Annotated in this window: 13 protein-coding genes and 1 rRNA gene; 7 read left to right on the top strand and 7 right to left on the bottom strand. The window is 58.4% G+C overall.

What is annotated here, in order from left to right; translation table 11 throughout:
* Positions 1 to 90, top strand: a 5S ribosomal RNA gene (gene rrf / locus KDX39_RS15765); the annotation flags it as partial.
* Between the two features lie 118 nt (positions 91 to 208).
* Here the strand turns inward: rrf and queD are convergent.
* Positions 209 to 565, bottom strand: coding sequence for a 6-carboxytetrahydropterin synthase QueD (queD, locus tag KDX39_RS15760; RefSeq protein WP_004884620.1), 357 nt, complete (start codon positions 563 to 565; stop codon positions 209 to 211).
* A 216-nt stretch (positions 566 to 781) separates the two neighbouring features.
* On the opposite strand from queD, the gene KDX39_RS15755 reads away from it, so the two are divergent.
* From KDX39_RS15755 to KDX39_RS15730, 6 genes are all read left to right on the top strand, one after another.
* Positions 782 to 1,090: a PepSY domain-containing protein gene (locus tag KDX39_RS15755; protein ID WP_231660988.1), complete on the top strand. Its 309-nt coding sequence runs from the start codon at positions 782 to 784 to the stop codon at positions 1,088 to 1,090.
* The gene (locus KDX39_RS15750) at positions 1,090 to 1,395 is read left to right on the top strand and encodes a PepSY domain-containing protein (RefSeq protein WP_004884624.1); all 306 of its coding nucleotides are present in this window, start codon (positions 1,090 to 1,092) and stop codon (positions 1,393 to 1,395) included. The genes KDX39_RS15755 and KDX39_RS15750 overlap by 1 nt, the downstream gene beginning before the upstream one ends.
* Positions 1,395 to 2,063: a response regulator transcription factor gene (locus KDX39_RS15745; RefSeq protein WP_184323320.1), complete on the top strand. Its 669-nt coding sequence runs from the start codon at positions 1,395 to 1,397 to the stop codon at positions 2,061 to 2,063. Before KDX39_RS15750 ends, KDX39_RS15745 begins: the two co-directional genes overlap by 1 nt.
* A complete protein-coding gene (locus KDX39_RS15740) occupies positions 2,060 to 3,382 on the top strand; it encodes a sensor histidine kinase (RefSeq protein WP_231660987.1) in 1,323 nt (440 codons plus the stop codon). The genes KDX39_RS15745 and KDX39_RS15740 overlap by 4 nt, the downstream gene beginning before the upstream one ends.
* 113 nt (positions 3,383 to 3,495) lie before the next feature.
* Entirely contained in the window at positions 3,496 to 5,175 is a 1,680-nt protein-coding gene (locus KDX39_RS15735) for a methyl-accepting chemotaxis protein (RefSeq protein WP_231660986.1), read from the top strand.
* 95 nt (positions 5,176 to 5,270) lie between these two features.
* Positions 5,271 to 6,335 (top strand): AI-2E family transporter, encoded by a 1,065-nt coding sequence (locus KDX39_RS15730; RefSeq protein WP_099228011.1) that lies wholly within the window; start codon positions 5,271 to 5,273, stop codon positions 6,333 to 6,335.
* A gap of 58 nt (positions 6,336 to 6,393) precedes the next feature.
* On the opposite strand, the gene nuoN is transcribed toward KDX39_RS15730, so the two are convergent.
* From nuoN to nuoI, 6 genes are read right to left on the bottom strand one after another with little or no spacing between them, the layout of a single operon-like run.
* Positions 6,394 to 7,863, bottom strand: a complete 1,470-nt coding sequence (nuoN, locus tag KDX39_RS15725) for an NADH-quinone oxidoreductase subunit NuoN (protein WP_184323324.1) — start codon at positions 7,861 to 7,863, stop codon at positions 6,394 to 6,396.
* 7 nt (positions 7,864 to 7,870) lie between these two features.
* Positions 7,871 to 9,403: an NADH-quinone oxidoreductase subunit M gene (nuoM, locus tag KDX39_RS15720; protein WP_231660985.1), complete on the bottom strand. Its 1,533-nt coding sequence runs from the start codon at positions 9,401 to 9,403 to the stop codon at positions 7,871 to 7,873.
* Positions 9,404 to 9,442: 39 nt separating this feature from the next.
* Positions 9,443 to 11,296: an NADH-quinone oxidoreductase subunit L gene (nuoL, locus tag KDX39_RS15715; protein WP_099228008.1), complete on the bottom strand. Its 1,854-nt coding sequence runs from the start codon at positions 11,294 to 11,296 to the stop codon at positions 9,443 to 9,445.
* Entirely contained in the window at positions 11,293 to 11,601 is a 309-nt protein-coding gene (gene nuoK, locus KDX39_RS15710; RefSeq protein ID WP_002554020.1) for an NADH-quinone oxidoreductase subunit NuoK, read from the bottom strand. Before nuoK ends, nuoL begins: the two co-directional genes overlap by 4 nt.
* Complete coding sequence (gene nuoJ / locus KDX39_RS15705) at positions 11,598 to 12,107, bottom strand: NADH-quinone oxidoreductase subunit J (protein WP_099228007.1); 510 nt, start codon at positions 12,105 to 12,107, stop codon at positions 11,598 to 11,600. The genes nuoK and nuoJ overlap by 4 nt, the downstream gene beginning before the upstream one ends.
* 10 nt (positions 12,108 to 12,117) lie before the next feature.
* Positions 12,118 to 12,666, bottom strand: a complete 549-nt coding sequence (gene nuoI / locus KDX39_RS15700; RefSeq protein WP_004884641.1) for an NADH-quinone oxidoreductase subunit NuoI — start codon at positions 12,664 to 12,666, stop codon at positions 12,118 to 12,120.
* Between the last annotated feature and the right edge of the window lie 3 nt (positions 12,667 to 12,669).

Here is a 12,669-nt window from a genome sequence, read left to right as displayed (position 1 = left end):
ACCTGATCCCATCCCGAACTCAGCAGTGAAACGATGCATCGCCGATGGTAGTGTGGGGTTTCCCCATGTGAGAGTAGGTCATCGTCAAGATTAAATTCCGAAACCCCTCATCGCTCACGCGGTGAGGGGTTTTGTCTGTGTGCGCTGGAAATGGCTTTAACCCTATATTCAAGGCAAAAAAAACCACCTGTTCAAGGTGGTTTTGAAGTCACTCGCCGCGGTATTCACATCCGCTTGTACAGGTTTCATGAATACGTACGGCCGAGAGTTCAGGGAGTAAGGGTTTCAGTTCGTTCCAGATCCATTTCGCCAGGTTCTCGCTGGTCGGATTTTCAAGGCCCGGGATGTCATTGAGGTAGTTGTGATCAAGGCGCTCATAGAGAGGCTTGAAGATCGCCTTGATTTCAGAGAAATCCCGTATCCACCCCGTGTGAGGGTCCACCTTGCCTGCCAGGTGAATCCCTACGCGAAAGGAATGTCCATGCAGGCGTCCGCACTTATGGCCCTCCGGCACGTGTGGGAGGCGGTGGGCTGACTCAAATGTAAACTCTTTAAAGATTTCCAAAATGTATTAGCTCTAGGAAAATGGCGATCGCCGATGCGAAAAATGCAGGCCACGAGTTTAACAGCAATGGTTTGAAACTCCATGATTGAGGAGGGGGAAGGGAGGTTTCAGTACTCGGAAATGATGGCTCGTAGCCACATGTGTTCAGTTTGAATTAAGTTCCCGGCGCTATGATGGCCGCCATAAAAGCATCGGCCATCATGGAGCCCTCCAATAATGAAAATGCCGATCACTCTAATGACCGCGTTAGCGCTTTCAATGGCTGCCTGTATCATTCATGCACGCAACGTTGATCCCGATGAGGTTTTGCGATTGAGCAGTGCGGGGACGCTGCAGCCGTATGAGTACCTTGACGCACAGGCGCTTTCCACGCATCCCGGCGCCAGGATCATCGACACAGAGTTGAAGAGCCAGTACGGCAGGTATGTTTACAAGGTCGAGCTATTGGACGCCAAAAACGTTGAATGGGACCTCGAAATAGATGCTGTCACTGGTCATGTCTTCCGGAATCATCAGGATAATTAATGAATGTCGACAAGCCTCTCTGCGCAATCCTTGGTCTGAGCCTGGTTTGTTCCTTTGCGTATGCCAGAGATCTGAATCAGGATGAAGCCCTCAGGCTGAGACAACAGGGCGTCATCCTGCCTCTCGAGCAATTCATCGAGCATGCGTTGGGCCTCCATCCGGGTTCCAAGTTGCTCGAGGCTGAGCTTGAAGAAAAACACGACGTTTACGTGTACGAATTTGAATTGCTGACCCCGCAGGGCGTTGTTCGCGAGCTGAAGTTCGACGCTCGCGATAGCCGGCTGCTGAAAGACGAGGAAGATTGATGCGTCTGTTACTGGTTGAAGACCACGTGCCCCTGGCGGACGAACTCATCGCCGCACTTGGGCGGCAAGGCTACGCGGTTGACTGGTTGGCCGACGGGCGTGACGCCGTCTATCAAGGGGCCAGCGAGCCTTATGATCTTATCGTGCTGGACCTGGGTTTGCCCGGCCTGCCCGGTCTTGAAGTGCTGGAGCAATGGCGAAGCAATGGTCTCGCCATTCCGGTGCTCATACTCACTGCCCGTGGCTCATGGTCCGAGCGCATCGAAGGGCTCAAAGCCGGCGCTGATGATTACCTGACCAAGCCCTTTCATCCTGAAGAGCTTCAGCTGCGCATCCAGGCATTGCTGCGCCGCTCGCACGGGTTGGCCAACCAGCCTACGCTGGAAGCGGCAGGCCTGAAGCTGGACGAGGGGCGACAGTCAGTATCGCTCGATGGTGCCGATATCCAGCTAACGTCGGCCGAGTTTCGGCTGTTGCGCTATTTCATGCTGCATCCCGAGCAGATTCTCTCCAAAAGCCATCTCTCCGAGCATCTGTACGATGGAGAAAACGAACGTGATTCCAATGTGATCGAGGTGCACGTCAACCATCTGCGTCGCAAGCTGGGACGGGGTGTGATCGAAACGCGCCGTGGTCAGGGCTATGTGTATGGTGGGGCAGGCGGTTGAAGTCCATACAGCGGCGATTGAGTCTGGGCCTGATCGCCGTCATGGTTGTCGTGGGTCTGGTCATGGCGCAGACCAGCCTCTGGCTTTTTGAACTGGGCCTGCAGCGTTATCTGGAATCGGGCCTGCGTAACGAAAGCGAGAATCTGCTCGTTGCGCTGGTCCGCGGGCCGGCAGGCCTGCAACTTGACGATCATCGGCTGTCAGGCGCCTATCAGCGTCCATTATCCGGACATTACTTCCGCATGGATCTGCCACAAGGTCACTGGCGGTCGCGTTCGCTCTGGGATTTCGAGCTGCCCGAGTCAGGCCCCGTCGGCTTGCATGCCAATTTTGAACTCGGCCAGACCGGTCAGTCGCTGTTGATGCTGACGGCGGAATACCGAAAGTTCGGCAAGAAAATCACGATCACCGTGGCTCAGGACTACACGCCGGTCAAAGCCAGTTTCCGCCGGATGCAGCAGATCGGTCTGGGGCTGGGGCTTGCAGCGTTGATACTGGTACTCGTGCTGCAGCGCGTCACGGTCTTCAGAGCATTAAGGCCACTGGAAACGGTTCGTGAACAGATTTCACAACTTCAGCAAGGTCAGCGTTCACAGCTGGACGAGCATGTACCGCTCGAGCTTGAGCCGCTGGTTGCCCAGATCAACCATTTGCTTGCCCATACCGAAGACAGCCTCAAGCGCTCGCGCAATGCGCTAGGTAACCTGGGACATGCGCTCAAGACCCCTTTGGCGGTGCTGCTCAGTCTCGCGCTGAGTGATCAGCTCGACAACAATCCGGCGCTGCGTAAAACCCTTCAGGAACAGCTTGAAAATATTCGGCTGCGTCTGGAGCGCGAGCTTAACCGCGCCCGGCTTTCAGGTGACGCGCTGCCCGGCGCGCGCTTTGATTGCGACACCGAGTTGCCTGGTCTTTTCTCCACGCTAGGCATGATCCACGGTGGTCATCTTGATTTGATCAACAAGGTGGAAGGCGGCATGTACCTGCCCTGGGATCGGGAAGACATTCTCGAGTTGCTGGGTAACCTGCTGGACAACGCATGCAAGTGGGCGGACAGCGAGGTGCAATTGGATATCCTGCGTCAGCATCAGGGTTTCCGTTTGCTGATTGACGATGACGGCCCCGGCATTCCCGAATCCAGGCGCGCAGAAGTGTTCAGCCGGGGAGCACGTCTGGACGAGCAGATCACGGGGCACGGTCTCGGTCTGGGTATCGTTCGCGACATCGTTGAGGCTTGGGGTGGCCAATTGCAGCTGCTCGACAGCCCATTGCACGGACTGCGGGTACAGATCGATCTTCCCGAGCGAACCGCTCCCTGAGCATCTTCAGTTCAGCCTGACAGAAAATCAGGACCGATCTTCATATTCAGACAAGGCTGCCGATAAAGGAGGGGTATACCTGACTTTATAACAATAACCATAAGGCCAATCCTATGCGTCTTAGTCTGAAAGCCAAGGTGCTGTCACTGGCAATACTGCCGGTTCTGATGTTCGGGCTGGTGATCAGCGCGACGACCGTATTCATGCTGCACCAGCAGGCTGACCGAGAGGTCAGCGACACGCGAGAGCGCCTGCTCTCCGAGGCCAAGACCACCCTGCAAAACTACGTTGCTATCGCGATGACCGCCATCAAGCCGTTGTATGAGGCATCAGCTCCGGGTGATGAAACAGCAAAAGCCACGGCTATCAAGTTGCTGTCCGCAGTGTCCTACGGCAAGGATGGCTATCTCTTCGGCTACGACTCCCAGGTCATTCGTATTTTCAGAAGTACCAACCCCGACGGTCTGGGCAAGAGCTTCAATGACGTGCGTGACCCGAATGGGGTTTACCTCAATCGGGAACTGGTTGCCGTCGGCAAGGCGGGAACCCACTATGTGATGTATTCCTCGGCGCTCCCTGGCAAGACCGAACCTGTGCCCAAGATCGGTTACACCGATTATCTGCCCAAATGGGACCTGGTTGTAGGCTCTGCGGTCAATCTGGACGGCATCGATGCTCAGGTCGCCGTCGTCAGGCAGAACGTGGAAGCTCGCTTGCAGGAAATGCTCTACAGCATCCTTGGAATCACCTTGCTGGTCCTGGTGGTCATCAGTGTTGCTGGGATGCTGCTGACCGGCACGTTGTTGCGCCCCCTGCGCCTGATGAAAGACAACCTCGACGACATCGCTGCAGGCGAAGGCGATCTGACACGTCGTCTGGCTGTAACCAGCAACGACGAGCTGGGTGAACTGGCGACCTCCTTCAACCGCTTCGTAGACAAGATCCACGGGCTGGTGCGGCAGATCACTGAAATGACCGGACAGCTGAACGGGTTGGTGAGTGAAGTGTCGTCGCAGGCTCAGCGTTCAGAAAGCGCAATGGAGCGTCAGCGCCACGAGACGGATCAAGTGGCCACCGCCATCAACGAAATGTCGGCCGCCGCGCAGGAGGTCGCCAAGAGCGCCCAAGGCGCTTCGGTGGCCGCGCAGCAGACCGATGAGCAGGGGCGCACGGCCAAGCGTGTCGTCGATGGCAGCATTCGGCAGATTCACGCGCTGGTGGACGATATTCGCAAGAGCGGTACGTCGCTGGACAGCTTGCAGCAAGACGTGTCGTCAATCGTCAGCGTGCTCGGTGTCATTCGCTCCATTGCCGAGCAGACCAACCTTTTGGCCCTCAACGCCGCCATCGAGGCTGCAAGGGCAGGGGAAGCCGGTCGCGGTTTTGCCGTGGTTGCAGATGAGGTGCGAGCGCTTGCCAGCCGCACCCAGCAGAGCACGCAGGAAATCCAGGCAATGATTGATCGCCTGCAGCACGGCACGCAGGAAGCCGTCTCCGCCATGCGTCGTTCCAGCGAGGCCGGTGACGGGACGTCGACCCAGGCCAACGAGGCGGGTCTATCGCTAAGTACCATTGGCGAGCTGATTGCGACCATCAACTCGATGAACGCTCAAATCGCGAGTGCGGCTGAAGAGCAGACGGCCGTGGCGGAAGAAATCAATCGCAGTGTCCATCAGATCGCCGGAGCGGTCGAAAGCGTGGCAGACGAAACCCGGCAAAGTGCGCAGACCTCGCGCAGTCTTGCTGAACTGGGCTCACGTCTGGATGGATTGGTTGGCCAATTTCGGGTCTGACCCGGCTGTCGTCGTTTCCCACGGCACTCGTACGTTTGTCCGCTGACTAAGAGCTAGGCCGCGCGCAATGCGCGGTCTACTGACATGGACTGGACATGAACGAAACCGTACAGCAATACAAGACACTACTCCTGCTACTGGTGGGGGTGACCGTTGCCTTTATCTGGATTCTGCTGCCGTTCTACGGCGCAGTGTTCTGGGCCGTGATTCTCGGCATTATCTTTGCGCCGCTTCAGCGCAGACTGTTGCTTCGATTCGGTTGGTCACGCAACCTGACATCCCTGTGCACGCTGATCATCTGTTTGGTTATCGCCATTTTGCCGGTGATCATCATCAGCGCGTTGCTGGTTCAGGAAGGCACCACCCTGTACAAAAACGTCGAAACCGGGCAACTGGACATCGCGGGCTACCTGGCTGAATTCAAGACCCTGTTGCCGCACTCGCTGCAGGCGCTGCTTGACCGGCTTGGCATGGGCGACCTTGAAGGGCTGCGCGACAAGATTGCCAAGGGCGCGATGCAAGGCAGCCAGTATCTGGCGACTCAGGCCTTCAGTTTCGGGCAGGGGACCTTCGATTTCGTGGTCAGCTTTTTCATCATGCTTTACCTGCTCTACTTCTTCCTGCGCGACGGCCACGAACTGGTCCGCAAGATGCGCAACGCGGTCCCACTGGCTGAACAGCAGAAGCGCCGCCTGCAACTCAAATTCACCCGCGTCGTACGTGCTACGGTCAAAGGTAACGTCGTGGTGGCGGTCACGCAGGGTGCGTTGGGCGGGTTCATCTTCTGGGCGCTGGACATCCCGAGCGCACTGCTCTGGGCGGTCATCATGGCCTTTCTGTCGTTGCTGCCGGCGGTGGGCGCGGGGATCGTCTGGGCGCCTGTGGCGTTGTACTTCCTGCTCAGCGGTATGATCTGGCAGGGCGTCGTTCTGGGGCTGTTCGGTGTCTTCGTCATTGGTTTGGTAGACAATGTGCTGCGTCCGATTCTGGTCGGCAAGGACACCAAGATGCCGGACTACCTGATCCTGATCTCTACACTTGGCGGCATGTCGGTGTTCGGCCTGAACGGCTTTGTCATCGGCCCGCTGATTGCTGCGCTGTTCATCTCCACCTGGGGACTGTTCAGCAGTGCCAAGAAACCCGTTCGATTGCCGGGTTAGCATTGTCCGAGGCGAAAAAAAACCCTGCCAGGCGGCAGGGTTTTTTATGTTCAGGCAATCAACCCGGCATGTGAATACCCGCGTTCACCACCAGATCCAGCAACGGTTGTGGGTAGACACCCAGTACAAACGTCAGGATCGCCACGGCCAGTAGCATGACGCCACCGGTGCGCTGCGCCCAGTTGAAGGCTGCGTCGTGACGCGGCAGCTTGGCATCGACCAGGTACATCGTGACCATGACGCGCAGGTAGTAGAACAGGCCGATGGCGCTGCCCAGTACCAGTGCGCCGACCAGCCACCACAGCTGAGACTCGACACCCGTCGCGATCATGTAGAACTTGCCGATGAAGCCAGCCGTCAGCGGAATACCCGCCAGCGACAGCAGCATCAGGGTCATGACAGCGGTCAGGTACGGACGACGCCAGAACAGACCACGGTATTCGAACATCGCATCGGCGTCGCGACCGCTGTACGGCGACGACATCATGGTGATCACGCCGAAGCTGCCCAGAGACGTCAGCACGTAGGTGGCCAGATAAACACCGATGGCTTCGACCGCCATACCTTTGCTGGCCACCAGCGCGATCATCAGGTAACCGAAATGCGCGATGGAGGAATAACCCAACAGACGCTTGAGGTTGGTCTGAGTCAGTGCCAGCAGGTTACCGACCAGAATCGAGGCCACTGCGATGACTGCCAGTACGTCCTGCAGCACACCGCTGCTGGCGGCTGGCGAGATCTGGAACAGGCGCACCAGCACAGCGAACACCGCAACCTTGCTGGCCGTGGCCAGAAACGCTGCAACCGGAGCAGGAGCGCCTTCGTAAACGTCTGGCGTCCAGAGATGGAAAGGCACCAGCGACAGTTTGAATGCCAGGCCGACCAGCATCATTGCCAGACCCAGGCTCGCAATCGGGCTAGGCATACCGGTCGCAGCGATGGCCTTGCCGATGCCTTCGAAACTCAACGAGCCTGCTTCCGCGTACAGCAACGCCATACCGAACAGCAGAAAGGCCGAACCCGCAGCCGACAGCACCATGTACTTGATGCCGCCTTCCAGCGAGCGCTTGTTGAAGAAGGCATAGGCCACCAGACCGTAGACCGGCACCGAAAGCAATTCGAGACCGATGAACAGGCCAGCAAGGTGCTGAGCACTCACAAGAACCAGACCGCCAGCGGCTGCCAGCAGGATCAGCAGGTAGAGTTCTTCGCGGTTGCCCGGATACCCGACCTTGGCGTCGCCCAGATAGGCATGAGCCATGGTGACGCACGCCAGGGTAGAGGCGAGGATGATCGCCATGTACAGGCAGGCGAAGTTGTCGATCTGCAGCAGCGGTGTGACTGCCAGCGGGGCAACCTTCAATGCCGGGTAAATGGAAAGCAGGGCCAGGTTCAGACCCGCTACCGAGAGCAGAAAGGTTTGCGAGTGATTGCGGCGCCAAGCGATCGCCAGCATCACCACAACGATGGTGATGCTGGTGATCAGCAGCGGCGCAAGCGCAATAAAGTGTTGAATCGTCAGGTCCATAGCGCTCTTACCGGGCCGAAGCGAGTTGAGTGAAGGCAGTGCCTAGCCATTGCTGCACGCCGTGCATGGTCGCTGCCGAGGTGTCGAGAATCGGCTGCGGGAAGACCCCTAGCACAATCAGCAACACGGCAAGGCCCAGCACCATGATCATTTCCCGTCTATCCATGCCCTTGAGAATCTCGTCCGATCTGGACGGGCCGAAGTAGGCGCGGTGGATCATGATCAGCGAATAGACAGAGCCGAATACCAGACCGGATGTGGCAATGGCGGTGACCCATGGCGAGCTGACAAAACTGCCCAGCAGGATCAGGAACTCACCGACGAAGTTACCGGTGCCTGGCAGGCCCAGAGAAGCGGCCGCGAAGAACAGGCTGATGGCTGGCAGATAAGCGATTCGCGACCAGAGGCCACCCATTTCGCGCATGTCACGCGTGTGCAGGCGCTCGTACAGCTGACCACTGAGGATAAACAGCGCAGCAGCCGACAGACCATGCGCCAGCATCTGTACAACGACGCCTTGCAGAGCCTGCTGGCTGCCGGAGTAGATACCGATCAGCACGAAGCCCATGTGCGAAACGCTGGAGAATGCGATCAGACGCTTGATATCGGTCTGGGCGAACGCCAGGAAAGCACCGTAGAAGATACCGACCAGGCCGAGCGTCATCGCGATCGGTGCGAACTCTGCCGAGGCATTAGGGAACAGCGGCAGTGCGAAACGCAACAGACCATAGGCCGCAGTCTTCAGCAGGATACCTGCCAGATCGACAGAGCCTGCTGTCGGCGCCTGAGCGTGCGCATCCGGCAGCCAGGAGTGAAACGGTACGACCGGCAGCTTCACGGCGAACGCGATGAAGAAGCCCAGCATCAGGATGTACTCGGTGCCTGGCGCTAGTTTGGTTTTCAGCAAGTCGGCATAGGCAAAGGTGATGACACCTGTCTGATTGAAGTGCACCAGCACCAGGCCCAGAATCGCCACCAGCATGATCAGGCCGCTGGCCTGAGTGAAGATGAAGAACTTGGTCGCGGCATAGATACGGGTTTTCTTGCCGTCTGCCGAGCTGTGACCCCAGAGCGCGATGAGGAAGTACATCGGCACCAGCATCATTTCCCAGAAGAAGAAGAACATGAACAGGTCGATGGCGAGAAACACGCCCACCACGCCGCCCAGAATCCACATCAGGTTAAGGTGGAAGAAGCCTACCTTGCGCTGGATTTCCTTCCAGGAGCACAGCACCGACAGCACGCCGAGCAGGCCGGTCAGCAGAATCATCAGCAACGACAGGCCATCAAGGGCCAGGTGTACGTCGATGCCGAAACGGGTGATCCACGGCTGGTGAAATTCCAGGGTCCAGGTCGGATCCGCACCGGGCACCGGCGCGTAGCCGAAGTTGCCGGTGGCCCAGAGCCAGAGGCCCAGGGCCAGTTCGAGGGTCATGGTCAGCAGCGCGATCCAGCGCGGCAGGGTAGGGCCGAAGCGCTCACCCAGCCAGCACAGCAGGCCGCCGATAAAGGGGATCAGGATTAGCCAAGGCAGAATCATGACGGGCTCAATTCCTTTCGCAAATTCGCAAGGTTCATGTCAGACCGCAACCAGAATGACGGCACCGAGTACCAGAACGGCACCCACGGCAATCGAGGCAGCATACCAACGCAGCTGGCCGGTCTCGGTACGGCTCATGGTGTCATGACCGCCTTTGACCAGACGTGGGATCAAGCCGATGGTGCGGTCGAACGGATCGCTACGCAGCAGATGACTGATCGCCAGATAAGGTTTGACGAAGAGCTTGTCGTAGATCCAGTCGAAGCCCCAGGCGGCGAACCACCAGGCTGACAGGAAACGGCCCGGACCGCTGTTGGCAATGGCTGTTGCCAGACGACGCTTGCCGAGGAACAGCAATGCCGCAAGCAGAATGCCCGCCAGTGCGATGGCGCCCGAGGCGATTTCCAGGCTGTGCTTGGCTTCGCCACCGGCATGGCCAACGCTTTGCGGCAATACGCCGGCCAGCGGAGGCGTGATCAGCGCGCCGATGAAGGTCGACAGTACGATCAGCACCGACAGTGGCAACCAGTGAGCGATGCCGTGACCCGCGTGCGCTTCGGTCTTGGCTTCACCGTGGAACGCGATGAAGATCAGGCGGAAGGTGTACAGCGATGTCATGAACGCACCGACCAGACCGGCGTACAACAGACCGTTGTTACCGCTGGCGAACGCTTCCCAGAGGATTTCGTCCTTGGAGTAGAAGCCTGCCGTCAACAGTGGCAGCGCGGCCAGAGCGGCACCACCAACGATGAAGCTTGCGTAGGCCAGTGGCAGTTTCTTCCACAGGCCGCCCATCTTGAAGATGTTCTGCTCGTGGTGGCAGGCAACGATCACGGCACCCGATGCAAGGAACAGCAGCGCTTTGAAGAACGCATGCGTCATCAGGTGGAAGATCGCACCTTCCCATGCGCCGACACCCAGCGCCAGGAACATGTAGCCGATCTGGCTCATGGTCGAGTAGGCGAGAATACGTTTGATGTCGGTCTGCACCAGCGCTGCGAAGCCTGCCAGTACCAGGGTGACGCCACCGACGACGCCAACCAGATGCAGGATGTCCGGCGCGAGGGCGAACAGGCCGTGAGTCCGGGCAATCAGATAGACACCGGCCGTGACCATCGTTGCAGCGTGGATCAGGGCCGAAACCGGGGTAGGACCGGCCATCGCGTCCGCCAGCCAGGTCTGCAGTGGCAGCTGTGCAGATTTACCGACAGCACCACCGAGCAGCATCAGCGTCGCCAGTACGATCCAGAAGTCGCCGACCTTGAAGTGCTCCGGCGCCCTTACCAGCAGTTCCTGAACGTTCAGCGTACCCAACTGCTGGAACAGGATGAACAGGCCGATGGCCATGAACACGTCGCCGATGCGGGTCACGATGAACGCTTTGAGGGCTGCGTTGCCGTTGTTGCGGTTGCTGTAATAGAAACCGATCAACAGGTAGCTGCACAGGCCCACGCCTTCCCAACCGAAGTAGATGAACAGCAGGTTGTCGCCCAGAATCAGGAACAGCATGCTGGCAATGAACAGGTTGGTATAGGAGAAGAAGCGCGAGTAGCCCGCTTCGCCGCGCATGTACCAGGACGCGAACAGATGGATCAGGAAGCCTACACCGACCACTACACCCAGCATCGTGACGGACAGGCCGTCCAGATACAGGGCGAAGTTGGGCTGGAAGCCATCCACGTCCATCCAGCGCCACAGCACTTGGGTGTAATGACCACCCTCAGGCGGTGCGACGTTGAATTGCCAGATGACCCAGGCCGTCACGATGGCGGAGAGCCCGATGGAGCCGACGCCGATCAGCGCTGCCAGGTTTTCCGAAATGCGGCCCCGTGAAAACGACAGCAGCAAAAAACCGATGAGGGGAAATACAAAAGTCAGAAAGAGAAGATTCATCCGCGCATCTCACTGGCAGCGTCGATATCGAGCGTGTGGAAGCGGCGATACAGCTGCATCAGGATCGCCAGGCCAATACTGGCCTCGGCCGCTGCAAGGCTGATCACCAGAATGAACATGACCTGTCCATCCGGCTGCGCCCAGCGGCTGCCGGCAACGACGAACGCAAGAGCAGAGGCGTTCATCATGATCTCAAGGCTCATCAACACGAAAAGGATGTTGCGTCGCACCATCAGGCCGACCAGACCGAGGCAGAACAGGACGCCGGCCACCGCCAGGCCGTGTTCGAGAGGGATAGCATTCATTGGCTTGGCTCCTTCGCCTCGTTGCGGCCCAGGTGGAATGCCGTGACTGCGGCTGCAAGCAGCAGCATCGAGGCAAGTTCCACAACGAGCAGATAAGGCCCGAACAGGCTGATACCGACCGCCTTGGCGTCGACCGTGGTGTGACCGATGGCAGCGCCGGTCTGGTTGGCGAACAGCACATACAGTAGCTCTGCCAGCAGCAGCACGCCGAGGATGACCGGACCGAGCCAGATACCCGGTTTCAGCCAGGTACGTTCCTGCTCGACCGAGGCCGGGCCAAGGTTCAGCATCATGACCACGAACACGAACAGCACCATGATTGCGCCAGCGTAGGCGATGACTTCCAGTACACCGGCGAACGGTGCGCCAAGACTGAAGAACGTCATGGCGACGGCGATCAGTGAAATGATCAGGTAGAGCAGGGCGTGCACCGGATTCGTGTTCGTGACCACCCGCAGGGTGGACACGACAGCGATACCGGATGCGAAATAGAAAGCGAATTCCATCTTTACTTCCTTAAGGCAGCAAGCTCTTGACGTTGATCGGCTCGGCTTCGTTCTGCGCGGAGCCCTTGGGCTTGCCGGCAACGGCCATGCCCGCAACGCGGTAGAAGTTGTAGTCGGGGTTCTTGCCGGGGCCGGAGATCAGCAGATCTTCCTTTTCGTACACCAGATCCTGACGTTTGAAGTCGGCCATCTCGAAGTCCGGCGTAAGCTGGATTGCGGTGGTCGGGCAGGCTTCTTCGCACAGACCGCAGAAAATGCAGCGAGAGAAGTTGATGCGGAAGAAGTCCGGATACCAGCGGCCGTCCTCTTTCTCCGCTTTCTGCAACGAAATGCAGCCCACCGGGCAAGCCACGGCGCACAGGTTACAGGCTACGCAACGCTCTTCACCATCGGGGTCACGCGTCAGTACGATGCGGCCACGGTAGCGGGGCGGCAGGTAAACCTGCTCCTCGGGGTATTGCAGGGTGTCGCGTTTGCGGAAGCCGTGACCGAACACCATCACCAGGCTGCGCAATTGGGTACCAGTACCCTTAACGATGTCGCCAATATATTTGAACATGGG

Origin of the sequence: Pseudomonas sp. CDFA 610, assembly GCF_021147865.1 — a bacterium.
Lineage (GTDB): Bacteria > Pseudomonadota > Gammaproteobacteria > Pseudomonadales > Pseudomonadaceae > Aquipseudomonas > Aquipseudomonas alliivorans.
Note: the sequence above shows the minus strand (reverse complement) of the source record. Positions and strands in the feature narration are given on the sequence as shown.